11 protein-coding genes are annotated in these 14,618 nt (G+C 58.8%); 6 read left to right on the forward strand and 5 right to left on the reverse strand.

The genetic code is table 11. The annotated features are described in order from the left end of the window. Positions 1 to 219 precede the first annotated feature (219 nt). Both AC5ZG5_RS44045 and AC5ZG5_RS44050 read right to left on the reverse strand, forming a co-directional pair. Positions 220 to 744, reverse strand: a complete 525-nt coding sequence (locus AC5ZG5_RS44045; protein WP_456646920.1) for a hypothetical protein — start codon at positions 742 to 744, stop codon at positions 220 to 222. A gap of 2 nt (positions 745 to 746) precedes the next feature. Continuing rightward, the gene (locus AC5ZG5_RS44050) at positions 747 to 1,106 is read right to left on the reverse strand and encodes a hypothetical protein (RefSeq protein WP_456646919.1); all 360 of its coding nucleotides are present in this window, start codon (positions 1,104 to 1,106) and stop codon (positions 747 to 749) included. Positions 1,107 to 1,608: 502 nt separating this feature from the next. Between AC5ZG5_RS44050 and AC5ZG5_RS44055 the strand changes: the two genes are divergently transcribed. Genes AC5ZG5_RS44055 through AC5ZG5_RS44075 form a run of 5 tightly spaced genes read left to right on the forward strand, consistent with a single transcriptional unit; the run spans position 1,609 to position 9,100 of the window. Further along, the gene (locus tag AC5ZG5_RS44055; RefSeq protein WP_456646918.1) at positions 1,609 to 2,682 is read left to right on the forward strand and encodes a gluconate 2-dehydrogenase subunit 3 family protein; all 1,074 of its coding nucleotides are present in this window, start codon (positions 1,609 to 1,611) and stop codon (positions 2,680 to 2,682) included. A 37-nt stretch (positions 2,683 to 2,719) separates the two neighbouring features. Further along, positions 2,720 to 4,570 (forward strand): GMC family oxidoreductase, encoded by a 1,851-nt coding sequence (locus AC5ZG5_RS44060; RefSeq protein WP_456646917.1) that lies wholly within the window; start codon positions 2,720 to 2,722, stop codon positions 4,568 to 4,570. A gap of 4 nt (positions 4,571 to 4,574) precedes the next feature. Next, entirely contained in the window at positions 4,575 to 5,834 is a 1,260-nt protein-coding gene (locus tag AC5ZG5_RS44065) for a cupin domain-containing protein (RefSeq protein WP_456646916.1), read from the forward strand. 15 nt (positions 5,835 to 5,849) lie between these two features. Continuing rightward, positions 5,850 to 7,151, forward strand: a complete 1,302-nt coding sequence (locus AC5ZG5_RS44070) for a cupin domain-containing protein (protein ID WP_456646915.1) — start codon at positions 5,850 to 5,852, stop codon at positions 7,149 to 7,151. Between the two features lie 8 nt (positions 7,152 to 7,159). Beyond that, on the forward strand, positions 7,160 to 9,100 hold the full coding sequence (locus tag AC5ZG5_RS44075; RefSeq protein WP_456646914.1) for an alpha amylase C-terminal domain-containing protein: 1,941 nt from the start codon (positions 7,160 to 7,162) through the stop codon (positions 9,098 to 9,100). Positions 9,101 to 10,931: 1,831 nt separating this feature from the next. On the opposite strand, the gene AC5ZG5_RS44080 is transcribed toward AC5ZG5_RS44075, so the two are convergent. Both AC5ZG5_RS44080 and AC5ZG5_RS44085 read right to left on the reverse strand, forming a co-directional pair. Continuing rightward, positions 10,932 to 11,207 (reverse strand): hypothetical protein, encoded by a 276-nt coding sequence (locus AC5ZG5_RS44080; RefSeq protein ID WP_456646913.1) that lies wholly within the window; start codon positions 11,205 to 11,207, stop codon positions 10,932 to 10,934. 1,433 nt (positions 11,208 to 12,640) lie between these two features. Beyond that, the gene (locus AC5ZG5_RS44085) at positions 12,641 to 12,838 is read right to left on the reverse strand and encodes a hypothetical protein (protein WP_456646912.1); all 198 of its coding nucleotides are present in this window, start codon (positions 12,836 to 12,838) and stop codon (positions 12,641 to 12,643) included. A 576-nt stretch (positions 12,839 to 13,414) separates the two neighbouring features. Between AC5ZG5_RS44085 and AC5ZG5_RS44090 the strand changes: the two genes are divergently transcribed. Beyond that, positions 13,415 to 14,062, forward strand: a complete 648-nt coding sequence (locus tag AC5ZG5_RS44090; protein WP_456646911.1) for a hypothetical protein — start codon at positions 13,415 to 13,417, stop codon at positions 14,060 to 14,062. Positions 14,063 to 14,315: 253 nt separating this feature from the next. Here AC5ZG5_RS44090 and AC5ZG5_RS44095 read toward each other — a convergent pair. Beyond that, a partial coding sequence (locus AC5ZG5_RS44095; RefSeq protein WP_496165538.1) for a transposase occupies positions 14,316 to 14,618 on the reverse strand: 303 nt, incomplete at its 5' end.

Raw genomic sequence — 14,618 nt, forward strand, 5'->3', positions numbered from 1 at the left:
TCTGGACCAAGAAAAAGGTCCGTCAACGCCGCTTCACAGGGCGCCGTATCACTCAGCTCTGATTCCGGGTACTAGCCGCTAACGATCATCAATCGCGGCTGAACGCTTTGCCACCGGCTACTCGCTGATAGCGGGACATCGACGCCCCCCGGAAGGCACTCAGCTCTGCCGGGGCATGGACGATTTGCACAGGAGCGGACGCGCAACCGGTTTGCGGCCCTACGCAAATTCGCCGCGAGATGACAAGTCCGCCAGTGCCAAAGCAGTTTGTAAGTATTGCGCTCGGCCGCGGGAGGACCGTTGGAATAGCGCGTGTGCGGCCATTTCACCCAATCGACTATGTTCTAGGAATTCTATAAGTTTTCGCCCAGCATCATTGTCGAACTCATGCTGTGGCTTTTGTCCGAACATGCCTTGGACGCGTCCGCCAATAACAAGCGCATCAAATGCTTTACGGTCTTCCGGCGAGAGCGGGACTAAAAGCCTTGCAAGTTCGAGCTGAGCTTGCGCCTTGTTCGTCACTTCCCCGACGACGAGCATTACCGGAACAATTCCGGCGAGCATTACGGCGGTAGTGACTTCCAGAGAGACAATGTCGTTTAGCCCAATGGCCTTGCCGATTGTGATGCTACTCCAGACGGCAAAGAAAATAAGACCCACTGCCGCACCAACGGCCAAAGGAACGAAGCGTTGCTGCGGCACGAGCCTGAAATAGAATGTCAGAACAGGAACATCGCTAGCCATGCTTAAAACTCCAAGAACGGTTCGTACTCGATGCAGTGACGCCCAAAGCGTTCCACGATATAGCAGGCCGAATAGAAGTATATGGTCCCGGCCGTTATGGTGGGGCCGTGCTTGATAAAGAACACACTGGACTGAAGCCCGCTCTCAGCCGCGCCATAAATCACGGCACATACCGTCGAGCAGAAAAGGCTTGATATGAGTATGGCCTGATTACGAGAGACGAGACCAATGGCGGCCGCATAGACGACCGCAGTTAGGGTTAAGGTCTCCGGTTTCACTTTATTGGTAAGCCCAAACTCCGCAAGTATAGGGAGAACCGGAAATAAGACCCCAGCGAAAATACTAACCGTGAAGTGCTGCATGACCTCCCCCGGTACTCGGGTGTGAGTGGAGCTATTCTCAACTGTTTGGTCAACTTCCCTCTCAAGATCGGCCCCCGCACGCCCACATGTGCCAACGGGCACTTCTCTTCCTATTCGAATGAGCCCATGAGCATGTCGAAGCGGCCGGAAGAAGCTTTGCGTCACTTGCCGCAAATAACTGCCTCTGCCAGGAGCGCCGAATGACGAAAGCTGGCGCATTCCGCTAGAAACGCGATTGCAGTGGTGACCGCACCAAGTTGCCGGTATGTTGTAGATCTTGGCAGCGCCTACTTCTAATTCCCGCAGTGATCGAGCAAATATTTATGACAGAGCGCAATGGTCTGTTCGTTACTCTGCCCACGAGAGCGGGTGTAGTTAGTATACATTGGCAGAAGACGGGACCGCGAGTGTTTTTTTCGTAGACAACCTCGGTTTGCTCTGACAAGCTGTTCTACGTAGATTTCCGTTCTATGTGCCGAACAACCCGGCACGGACATCGGCCATGGCTGTAAGTATTTGTGAGCCAGGTGGCGAATACGTGCTCAATCACTGCACGAAGTACCTTTCGCGCGCCGGCTCGCCGCCGGATCCCGGAGATGAGGCCGGGGCTGAGAGCTTCCGCGCAAGAATCCCCGAGGCTTGGCGGTTTCCGATCATCGGTTTCATGCGTGATACCGACGCCGACCCGGATTTGAACCTCGTAACTTTTGTGTACAAGACATGCCCCGGCGACCCGCGCCAAGTGCAGGTCCTCGGGACGTTCGGTGAGCTCTATCGCCCTATCTCTCTCGCACCGGTACGGTTCGAGGGTGAAGACACCGGCTACCGGGCCGTTTCGCTCGGCATACCGAAGGCACAGGTGCATACCTACAAATACGTGGTAAACGGTCGCTACGTTCTCGACCCCGTTAACCCGCAGCGTGTCACCTTAGGCAATGGAAGGCTCTGGTCACGCTTCTTCACCGATGGCTACCTGCAGCCACTTGTGCTCGAACCCTGGGAAATACGTCTGCTCTATCGACTGGTCGAGCAAATCTTGCCGTTTCGCGGTAAGGAGGCGGAGAATTTCCTGAGGCGCTACTATTTCGGCCTTAACCGGGAGCAACGCAAGACCGACATGCCCAAGGCCTTCAGGCTGGACGAGTCTGTCGGTGAGGTCAACGCCATCGATAAGTTCTTGGCGCGCGAGGAAGCGCACCGGCTGACTGACTACCGGCTGTGCCTGCGTCAGATCGACCGCGCGCTGCGTCGGCAAAACGCGCTCCTCGAGCCCGCCGACATGCCGGCGCAGGATTTCGTCGAATTATACGAGAACATGGCGAAAAGCCATGGCAGCGGCGACAACCCGATCCCGGGCTGGAACTACGACGAATACAGCAATCCCTCTTTCTTTCTCTACATACTACGCCGGCACGCGGTGACGGCGGCGTTCGCTCACCCGAAATACGCAGGCAATGTCGGCGCCGCTGGGTGGGCCTACTTGTCCGAGCGCTATTCCGATCCGGCGGCAGGCACGCTGTTCGACTGGCGGCCGGCGATCGAGAGCCCCGTTGGTACCAGCGCCTATTATCGATAACGCGCTTGTGCCGTCGCCTGCGATGAGGACCTAGGAGATGCAGGACTCGTTCGATGTGATCGTGGTCGGCAGCGGCGCGGGCGGCGCTCCGATCGCCAACCGTCTCGTCCAAGCAGGCCGCAACGTCCTCGTAATCGAAAAGGGACCACTGCTGCGGCCGCACTACGAGATCTCGGGCGAGCGCAGCGACTTCCGGCGCGATGAGATCTATGCATCGAGCACTGAGAAGATCCTGCGCTTACCTGGCCTCGCCAATACCGGCGTGTCCTATTACAGCAGCCATGTCGAGCCCGATATCAATGATGAGCCGCACATCTACAAGGGACCGGACGGCCGCGACTACGGCACGATCGAGGGCTACACTGCCCAGGTGGTCGGTGGTGGCACCCAACTATACGGTGCCGTGTCGCTGCGCTTTACTCCGACCGACCTCAGGCTGAAAAGCTTCAACGGCAATCGCCGCAAGCCGATCGTCCACGATTCAAACGGTGACATCCAGCGCGAAGCGCGCGACTGGCCGATCGACTATGCAGTGCTCGAACCCTATTACGTCATGGCCGAGGAGATGGTGGGCATCAACGGCACGCGCGAGAATCAGCAGAAGCCGTTCAGCGCCGTCAAATATCAAAGGCCGCTGGCGCCCAATCCGATCAGCAGCTATGCGCATGATGGCATGGTCGAGCTCGGCAGGCGCGTCGGTCCCAGCATTGCGCCCTATCGCACGCCGCTCGCGGTCATCACCGAGGACCATCCCTCGAGCGGTCGGCGGATTCCGCGCAACGCGAAGGGCGAGCCCGATCCGGAAGCCGCCAAGACTAGCTACGTCAACCGCTACGGCGACCCGCTCGGACTGAAGTCCAGCACCTGGGTGGCGCTGCTGAGCCCCATCAAGGACAAGCCGAATTTTGCCATTTGGCCGAATTGTGTCGTCACCCACGTCGTCAGTGACGGCGCCAGGGTAACCGGGGTTCGACTGCTTGACCCCGGCGGCTTTGAGCGGTTCATCAAGGCAAACATCGTGGTGGTGGCCTGCTCGGCTATCGAAAGCGTGCGCCTGCTCAAATTGTCGGCGATGGCCGATGCCGAGTTCGACCGGCGCATTAATCGCAATCCGCTGCTGGGACGCTATTTCCTCACTCATTGCTTCGGCGGAGCGCGAGCTTTGATGCCCAAACGCTTCGACAAGTCGAAGGCGCTCGACGCGGACTGGGCGACCGATTGCTGCGCCACCGAGGAATTCCTGGAGGAGAACGGCCTCTGGGCAGGCGCGGCCATCTACAACAACACTTCCGACCAGGCCCTGCCATTATCGTTGTTCCGCACCTACGGCAGCCAGGATCTCGATACTTTGTGGAACGGCTTTATGGGCGCTACCGACATGCGCGGCGACCGATTCATCGACTTCCTCGATGCCGAGTTCGGCCGTGGCCTATCGATCAGCTTCATGGCCAACCAAGTGCCCCAGTTTGATAATCGCATCGAGCTGCATCCAGAGATCAAGGACAAGTGGGGCCGTCCGGTCGCTTATGTGATTAAGGGCTGGCATGAACATGACCGCTATCTGATGGATGTGATGGCGAAGCAGTGCGGAGACGTGCTGCGCTACGGCGGCGATCCTGTCGGCCACGACTATCCGATCCAGGGACAAGGCTCGATCTACATGGCGGAGAACGCGCTCGCCCGCATGGCCAACCACATTCTCGGTGGGGCGCGCTTTGGCAGCGACCCAAACGACTCGGTCCTGGATCCGCATTGCCGGGCCTGGGAGTTCGATAATCTCTACGTGACCGATGGAGCCTTTATGCCAACATCCGGCGGCGCCAATCCGACCCTCACCATCGAGGCGAACGCGTTCCGGGTGGCAGACCACCTGCTGACCAGGATTTAGCGCTATGGATCCCCGGTTCGATTTGATCGATGCGGATGCCGTTATTCCGACTCCAGCTCGAGGCGCCGCTGCGGCGCCGGCGTTCAACGCCAACGTGACCGCGCCATGGAATCAGGTTTTCAAGATCGTCTTCTTCCCCGACCGCATCTATCACGCCCAATACCTGAACGCGACGCGCAGTCCGCGTTATCAGTACAACGTGTTGGAGGTGCGGGGCCGCGCCGATTTCATCGTGCTCAAATGCGAGGTCTACCTGGATGGCAAATTCCTGTGCAATGCGTTGCGGATCGAGTATCGCGCCGGGCGGCTTGCCGAGCAGGCGCGCGAGCGCGGGCGCCTGCTCGGCGATGAGGTTCTTGCGTGGGTCGAGATCAGCCACGCGAATCCCGACCTGGAGCGCGGCCTCAAGCGCTACCTCAAGATGTTCTTCGACCGGTATGTCAACGCCTACCAGGTCGAGATCTGGGAAACCCTGGAGCCGCCGCCGACCGTATCGCACTCATTCAAGGTGCTCGACCAGATGGGGCTGCACAAGCCGATCACCGCCATCCCGGGCTTCAAGCTAGCACTCGCGGACATCCGAGGTGTTACTCGCGTGCAAGTCTCATTCCGTGAGCCGGATCTCGATCGGCCGCTCAACTACCGCATCGTGGATCCCGGTTGGGACAATGACTATGCCCGCTCGCACCAAGAGCCCAACAAGCCCGCACCGAACTCGGACGAAAATACCATCCGTGATGAGAACTACGTCGTCTCGTTCCAGCGCGGCTGGATCCGGGATGCTCGGGAGGTAGCACCCGTGTTCTATCAGAACGCAATGATGGAGCCGACCAGCGCCGACTACTTCCGCGGCGATCCGCCTGCTCCCGGCATGTTCGACGGCGGCAAGAACGTTATGGGGATGCGCTGGCTCATCCAGCGCGAGCTCGGCGGCACCATCGTGTACTTTCACGAGGTCGAGTTGCCGCCTGGGGCGGTCGAGGGAACACACCAGCATGTCGGATCCGAAGAGCTCTACTATTTCATTGAGGGCGAGGGCATTGCCTATCTGGGCGACGGGGATGATCCGGCTGTAGATGCTCGGTATCCTCTTGTCGAGCCGATGCCGGACATCTACGGGCTCGGCCCTAAGCCGTGCCGCGAAATCCCGGTCCGTCCTGGCATTACACTATTCACCAAGAGCGGTGGCATTCATGGCGTGCGCAACCCGAAAGGCAACGCCGCCCCGCTCAAATTCGTTGCGTTCGGCTATCACTCCTCCTGATTGGGCAGATCTCGCATGCCGCCCCTCATCGCCGCTGATACCGTGCTGCGGATGCCGCCCGGTCAGACCCCTAACTACAACAGCCGCAATCCTATGATGAAGCTGTTGGCCGTTGCAGAGGCGCATCATCTCGCCGCCGAGCGGCATTTCTATCTCACTGACCATCTGCACGCATTGGTGCCGTTCAGCCATCTCGACCTCGCCGGACCGCAGGGCGCCGATGCGGACATCCTCGATCCAAGCCGGCAGGACAATAAAACCGACTTCCAGAAGCAGAACGTGCGCGACTTCCTGGTCACAGACACCTATTTGCTCCGTGGTTGGGTAACGGCGCGCGCGTGGAAGGATCTCGAAGCGTTTGAGCCGGTGCCGGACCGCGTTATCCCGTTCCTCAAACTATCTTACCGGGCGGGCCCCGACTCCAAGCTCGCAGAGGCAATGGGACGCCTGCCCGGTCGCAGTATCCTTCTGTTCCTGAAGGTCAACGGTCGCGACGCCGGCGGTCTGATCACCGTTCCCTATAACGAGGCGACCGATCGATATGAGATCGAGCTGTGGGGAGATCACGGCAGTGACCTCCGGGCAGTCTTTTCCGCTGGTGGCGACACAATCGCGCTCTCCTCGCTCGACAGTGGGGAGCTCATCACGCGTCCCGACCTTATCCTCGGGCAGCGCAGCGACTTCGATCGCGAGAACAAGGACGACATGGACATACGTACCGTTTCGCCCGACTGCCTGATGCATCCGCTTCTGCCAGCGCGCATCGAGCTGGCTTGGGCGGATGAGAGCGGCCAGAACTGGGATTCCAATGGTGGCAGCAATTACCACTATGAGTTCAACATGATGCTGCGCGGCTGGAATTCCTATCTGAAGGCCGGGATCAGCGCCAATCCACATGGGGGCGTGGGCGTCCTGCACTACCGCAACCTCATGTCGAACTATTTCGGTTTTGCCGGAAGCGGCGAGCTGGGCCGCATTGTTGAACCGTGGCAGTTCGATTCCATGGGTCGTAAGTCTGAGGGCGAACGCCGCGAGGGCTTCTTGGCGATCGACTATATCGACCTGCACATTCTCAAGAACAATTGCGGCATAGGCCTACACCGTCATCGAGATAACCAGGAGATATTCTTCCTCCTGCAGGGACAAGCTGTCATGGTGACAGGCGACTGGTACAAATTCCCCGACCGCGAACGGTGCTTTGAGCTTCGCACGTTGCGGGCTGGCCATTTCGTGCTGCTCAAGCCCGGTGGCTTGCACGGAATGATGAACGCCACTGATAGTGACATCCACCTCTTGATGTTTGGCGGTTACGACTAGGAGGCTGCATGCCCGCTGACATGAGTCACGTGGGGCCGCACACCCCGATGGGCGCAAACCTCCTGGCTGGCGGGGCGACGTTCCGCGCCTGGGCGCCCCGCGCCAGTGCCGTTTACGTCACCGGCTCGTTCAACCGCTGGATCGCGACGGACGAGAACTGCCGGCTTGTTCGCGATGCCAACGGCTATTGGGCCGGCTTTATTCCCGGCGTGACCGAGGGAGCACAGTACAAGTTCTACGTGGTCGGAGCGGACGGGCCGGGTTACAAACGCGACCCCTATGCTCGCGAGCTGGTGGCACCCGACTGGAACTGCGTCGTTTCCGATCAAGCCCGTTATCCTTGGCACGACGCGAGCTTTCATCCGCCCGCTTACGAGGAGCTGATCATATATCAGCTCCACATAGGCACCTTCTACGCCGTCGACGCCAACGGCCTTGATCGGCGTGGGGGTCGGGTTGCCAAATTCCTGGACGTCCTCGATCGGGTGCCCTATCTGGCGGATCTCGGGGTCACCGCCGTGCAACCGCTGCCGATCGTCGAATTTCCAACAGCTTTTAGCCTCGGCTACAACGGCGTCGACTATTTCTCACCCGAGTTCGAGTATGGTGTACCGGTGCCGGAGCTGCCGCGCTATGTGGATCGAGCCAACGCACTGCTCACCGCCCGCGGTCATGCGCCGGTCTCGGTCGGTGACGTCCGCGGCGCCGACGACCAGCTCCGACTTCTCATCGACATTCTGCACGTCTATGGCATCGCAGTAATCTTCGATGTGGTCTACAACCATGCGGGCGGAGATTTCGGCAACGAAAGTCTGTATTTCTTCGATCGCGCCCGCCCGGGCAACAACAACGACAGCCTGTATTTCACTGATCGTGACTGGGCCGGCGGCCTTGTTTTCGCATACTGGAATGCCTCCGTGCGCCAGTTCCTGATCGATAACGCCGTGGCAATGATGCACGAGTTTCACATCGACGGCTTCCGATATGATGAAGTGAGCGTGATCGACAGGTTCGGCGGCTGGTACTTCTGCCAAGACTTGACCAGCACCGTGAGGACAGCAAAGCCATCAGCCGTCCAGATCGCCGAGTTCTGGAATCCAGGTCCGGACTGGGTGATCCGGCCGAGCAGCAGCGGCGGCGCCGGCTTCGACATGGTTTGGTCCGATCGCATGCGCGACAGCGTGCGCAGCGTCGTCGAACAGGTTTCGCATGGCGCCTTCGCGCCCATTAGTCTCGAACGGATACGCGATGCGCTCATGCCACCGGCTGGGTTCGACGGCGCTTGGCGCGCCGTGCAGATGCTTGAGAATCATGACGTACTGTTGACGAACCACGAACCGAAGGATCAGAAACCGCGCATCGCCCATATCTGCGATCCGTCCGACGCGCGCTCATGGTACGCGCGCTCGCGCGCCCGGGTCGCCAATGGCATTCTGCTCACCGGCCCCGGCGTGCCTATGTTGTTCATGGGGCAAGAGTTTCTCGAGGATAAACTCTGGAGCGACTCTCCTCACGATCCGAACCATAGGATCTGGTGGGACGGGCTGGATCACGATCGAGCGATGAGCAATCATTTGCGCTTCACGCGCGAGCTGATTGCGCTGCGCCGGCGCCTGCGAGCGCTGCGTCGTGGACGCATCAATATCTTCCATTGCCACAATCCCACCAGGGTGCTCGCTTTCCATCGCTGGCTCGAGGACCTAGGTGACGACGTAGTTGTCGTGACGAGTCTGTCGGAGACCACCTACTTCGGCTACCGGCTCGGGCTTCCTCATGAGGGGATCTGGCACGAAGTCTTCAACAGCGACGTCTACGACAACTGGGTCAACCCGATTGTCGCCGGTAACGGCGGTGGCGTACTTGCGGCTGGGCCGCCCCTGCACGGAATGCCCACGTCGGCCGAGATGGTGATCCCCGCCAACGGATTGATCGTCTTAGCTCGAAATTGATAGCCTTGAGCGCGAGAAGAAAACGGAGGTCGCCGTCACGTCGCGCGTCCATATGTCTAAGCTTCGTTGAGCTCGTCCTTGCGCGAGTCTGTTCGACAAGGGCTGTGCTGCTAAGATTTGGACGACTGACGAGTTTCCCTTTCTAATCACCAGGATCTCTGTAGGCGTCGCCGCTGCAGCTGAACGCAACGCCGTGGCAGGTGACGGCAGCGGGAGCGTCGAAGCGACGTTCGCGAGGATAGCAAGTTTCCAAGCTTTCCTTCCTCGTCCTCGCACTCGCGTCGACCGGCGAGGCAACTTGTGCGACACAATTTGTCAAATAAGCCATTGCGAGACCAGTGCTCGGACATGGGAATTTCGCATGTCCATCATCGTCCATTCCAGCACGTGGACTACGTTCCGGTGTACCGGAAACCGATCTGCACCTCTCTGATGATTGGACACCACATCGCAGGCTACCGCAGAAACCAACTCCATCGCGTCGGCGGGGACGACGCTCCGTTGGCATTTTCCAGGCGCAGCGCCCTCCTGAGCAGGCGATGGCCATGCAGCCGCGGAGCGAGGCCATGAAGGCGTTCGCTGCATTTAGCGGGGTGTAGCGGAGCCGCCTGTTCCGACCGAGCCGCATTCCGGTGCAGGCGCCATGTCGACTAGAACCGAGCGTGCCTCTCCAATCGAACCTCCGCGACCGTTGGTCGGTTGGTCCGTGAAATATTCTCCGCTCAGCAACTTGTGCTCTGCATTGCCCCGGACGTTCAGGTGAGAGCACGATTATTCTTTGCATGGTGGACGGGTCGACGCTACCAGTTGCCTGTCTCGGTTACCCTGCGACTTTCGGCGATCGGTACCAGGCACTGCATCCTCTTACGGCCGACTGGCACATTTATACGGCGCGCCATGCGCCCAAGGCTTCGCTTGAAGGACATCTGACCTTTGCCTTCCAAGGCTTCATCGCAGATCCCGGCTCTCTGCCTTGACGGGAGGTAGGGCACTTTGGAATAAGATCGGCAATGCGTTCGGCGACTGGCGCCAGCCCGTCCCAGATTGGCTACTCTGCGCCTGTTCGCTGAGCGGCGCGCCATCCGCCTCCGGACGATGGACTGGCGGTCACCGCGCGGTCCGCCGTCAATACGCCGTCTCGTTGCGAAGAGTGGGGCGCAAATGCCTATGGCTCAGCGTGAGAGCAGCTAAACCTTCGTATGGCGCTTCTATCCCTTGTCATGGCGCTCGCTTACCTCCGTACAATTGAGCCTTCCGTTGCGATTGACCTAGCCTTGGGCCAATCAAAAAAATCGATCGCCCGACGGTTGCAGGGACGATCGGCGCAATCGCGACAATCCCAGCGGTCCGCACGTGGGACGAGCGCGACGGAGAAGAAGCCGCTGTTTTGCCCTGGGAGGCCGTATATGACAGTCAAGCTCTGCTTCCGCTGCCGTATTTGCTGCATGACATCGCCCATCACTATGAGCCCGTAGCCGCACTTCATTTGTGCGCGCGCTGCGACGGCTAACCAGAAATCCCGGGAATCTACCACCGACGCGAGACCCACAGGAGATAAAGATGTGCGATAGCTCCCAATGCTCTCACCAGCCTTCAGCGAAGTGCTGCGCCGTCTGCGGCGGGAAGTTTGGCCTGATCCGATATTACTCGTGGCGCACTGCGCTGTGCTCCAGGAAATGTCTGGATCGGTTCAAGGCGCGTCGGGAGCGCGATCGCCGATGGCTGTTCGGATTTCACGGAGCCTAAAACAACTGAGGTTGCGCGCCGTTCAGCAGTTGCTAGCAAGCAGATTGTGCCTTGAAGCTCTTTTGCAAGCTCCTCTCGAGCTCTCCTATTTGGACTTGCTGGCCAGGCGCAGGAGAATGGTCACGCCGCCCATCGCCACCATCCTCCGCGGGACCAACTCCTGCATGAGAACTTCTCTTCGACGTGGCACATGCCGGATAACCCGGCGCTCTGCTGCTGCAACGGTGCCGATTGCTACCCGACCGAAATCAAATCTGTCGACGGCAAGATCTATGCGAAGCGCCGGGAGGATCGGAAATACATTCTCATTCCGTCTCAGAAGCGAGAGCGCAACAGGGATAATCCCGACAGCTGAAACCATCTTTGCGCTCCACCGCCGGGCATCGCGAACACCACGGATGCCGTTTATTGCTTTGCGTTGGGAGGTGCCACATGAAATTCGTATTGGTAAATGGTAGGACGCCTTATCCGCAGACTTTCTGTAGGCTGTGCTGCGAGTTGATCGGCGGCAACAGCTATCTGCGCGAGATCGGAACGCAACTCCCTTACTGCGACCAGAGGTGCTACTCGCTCCACTGCGAATTTGCTGCGCTGATGCGCGAGGATCGTGCGAGAGCAGTATCCTAAGTGGCCGCCCTGCTCCCGATCGAGACCAGGCTCGCCCGAAGCGCGTCAAAGCTCCTGGAGGCGGCAGGAATGCTCGGAAGGCTCCGGCGATCTCATGGACAGAAATTGCCTGTTCGATGCTGTACGAGGTGTCAGCGTAGCTCAGGAGGCCGTTGCTGCCACACTCTCCGTCCGCCAGGGGGATACCTCAAGGCGCCCTAGGTGCAGCCCGACCGGCTCTACCGGGCCGGCATTATCGTATCCCGCATCAAAGCCACCGATCCCGGAGCGGCCGACAAATTTGCGCCGGGACGACCTGGACGCCTTCCTGATCCGGTTCCTCTCCGGGGTCGAGCCGGTCGCCACCGCGACCGACGGGCCGCAGGCAGCCAGCGTCGCTGGACTTTTACAATGGTCGGCGCCCGCATTCGAGTCTTGACGGCGCTACGCCCGATCAGGCCTACTTCAACATGCGGCCTCTCCGCGTGGCAGCTTAACCTTGGCAGAGGGCTTCACTTATCGACGCGGAAAATCTGTTCAGACAACCGGAGCCAGCTCTGACATTGTCCGGCTCGTCCTCTACGGCAAGCTTGAGTGTAAATGGCGGCTCGCTAGCGAACGCGGCTACCTGCTGCTGATCTCCTGGAGATGCGGTCCCTCGTCCGCGGGACCGCCACGACGGCTTCACCGCGATCGCGCTCTCCGATTGCCTGCACCCCGCCGACCGCGCGGCGCGACCGCTGATAGTCCAGGGTCACCTGACGAACGGCGGAAGATCGTCTCTGCACCCAGAGAGGCTGGCGACGAACAAACGCCCGCAGCAATCGCCGAGCTAGCCGGCATGAAGGTCGAAAATGTACGTGTCTTGCTGCGCAAGTGGAAGGATGGCGAGGTTACGCAGCCGCGCGTCGGCTACTACACCGCCTCAACCCAGTTCGTCGCGACACCGAGACTGTAGGAACCCCGGCTATAAGAGTCCGGTTATCCGTTTAGCGGAGTAACCGGAATAATCGGCGTCATCGGGGTTCTATATTGGTAGCTCAGTTGCAGATACGCTTCGCGGCGATCGTGCAAACGCCGGCTTCATCGATTCTAAGGCGGATGAAGAGAAGAGCTATGGGAACGACGCGGCGACCCTAACAGGTTCTTTTGGAAATCCGGCATGAGCTATCCGGAGCCAATCGCCGGCTAGCGCTGATGTCCCAGCGGAATACCCAGCGCCCTGGCCTTTTGCCGCAGGGACCCTTCCGTACGCTTCGTTAGCTTGGCGATTTTCGCTACCGGCGTTCTCGCTTTTGAGTGCGCTCGCAGTTCTTTGACATCAGCCTTGGTGTACTCGCGACGAACAATCTTTTTCGCTTTTGCCTCTTTCGACCTCTTCGCCACGATAGGCTCCTTTTTTGTGATGAGAGCGCTTCGTATCACAAGAACAAGGATTGGCAATACCGAAACACAATTGCGGTGCCGTGAAACAGAATTGCAGCGCCAGCATATATCAACTCATTACACAATTTGTAGGACAAATAATATTTTACAGCAGGCAACATCGCAAACGGTGCGATCAATGCGACAGCTGACACGCGATCGCTGCGCAGTGGTTTCGTCGGCGTAGATTTGCGATCAAATGGCTTCTCCACGCCGCGCACCAACAACGGCACTAATACAAGTGCGAAGGGAAACCTTAGTGCGCGAGAGGTGCGCTGCAGTTATCCTGCCGATACATGATTAATGATACAGTGCCAAGATGCTAACGTTCGCCAACCTAGCCGATACGACAGGGCCTCCCCGATCGTTCGGGAGGCATAAGCAGGGCAATAGGGACTCAAATGACCAGCGAAACTCCCGAACACGTCTATTCAGATCGGTATGTTGATTCATCGGCATTCTAGGCTTCAGGAGGATCGTGACAGGTTCAGCGAATGACCCGCGACTGGCGGCCGGCTTGTCGGCATCTTAGAGCGAATGTCCAGCCGGTCGATACCAACGGCTTTTGATAGTTCCTTCGGTGATGATTTCCGCGCCCAAAGCTTTTCCGATTGGATCGTAATTTCTGACAGAGCTAGTGATCCTGGTTTGGAGCGTCTGCTGTTTGCGGTGACGCAACTTGCCTTGGACTTGCTGGCCAACGGGATTTTATCGCGGGGCAGCATCGCGAGAGGAAAACTCCATCACACCGACAAAGTAGTGTTGGGGCCGGCGCTCGTCGCCGCATATCAGATCGAAAGTACAATTGCCGTTTACTCACGCATCATTGTAGACCAACAAACACACATCGACTTTGAGTACATCTGTGCAGAGTCGGTCGAGTGTTCCCCCAAAGGCCTCGAGGGCCAGCTTCGGTTCGACGAGGACGGCCCGATCTTCGTTGATATATTCGCCCCCTCCGTCGCTTGGCTGATCCTTCAATGTCGGGCATCGCGACCGCGAGTCTGGAAGATAGCGGCATCCTGTCGCTCGACTATCCAGGCCCAACTAAACGACTCGATTTATCAACCCGACATTTATAAGAAGCTTCGGTGGCTGACCGTGTATTGGAATTACTCCAGGAGGCAAACGCCGCCGGATCAACAAGTAGGGTCAATCGAGTTTCCGACGGCAACAATCTCATAATTTGGGACTAAGAATGGTCCTCATTTCATTGGCGTGCGGCGCTATCGAGCGTCTCATGCGGAATTCATTTTCATGACCAAATCATCATCCGCGACTCGTCTCGTGGAACCGCTGGCGGTCGTACCCAAGAAGGAACAGCTGACGAATGGCTAGCGGAGACATTGTTCGTAGGATTAGGATTTCCGGTAGGTGCCGTCCGGAACGCGGTTGGAATTTGCTTGGCGCGTTCTCCGGGTAACGTGAAAGTATCGTTTCAGGCGGCGAGGTCAATCGGCTGATCGATGGGTTTTGTGGCGAGGGTCTGCCATCCATCGACCTTGCGCATGCTGATCTGTCCAGAGGCAAGCAACGCCCAGAACATCATCGCGGCAGTGTCCGCTGACGGCAGCACGGTTTGAGTTTTGATCCGCCGCTTGAACTCCTCGTGCAATCGCTCGATCGCATTCGTCGTGCGTACGCTGCGCCATTGGCTCGGCGGTAGGCGTGTGAAGGTGAACAGGCGCTCGCCTGCTTCCTCCAGACTGTCGGCGATGGCGCGATGCTTCAACCGCCATTT

Source organism: Bradyrhizobium sp. Ses1 (assembly GCF_059512365.1).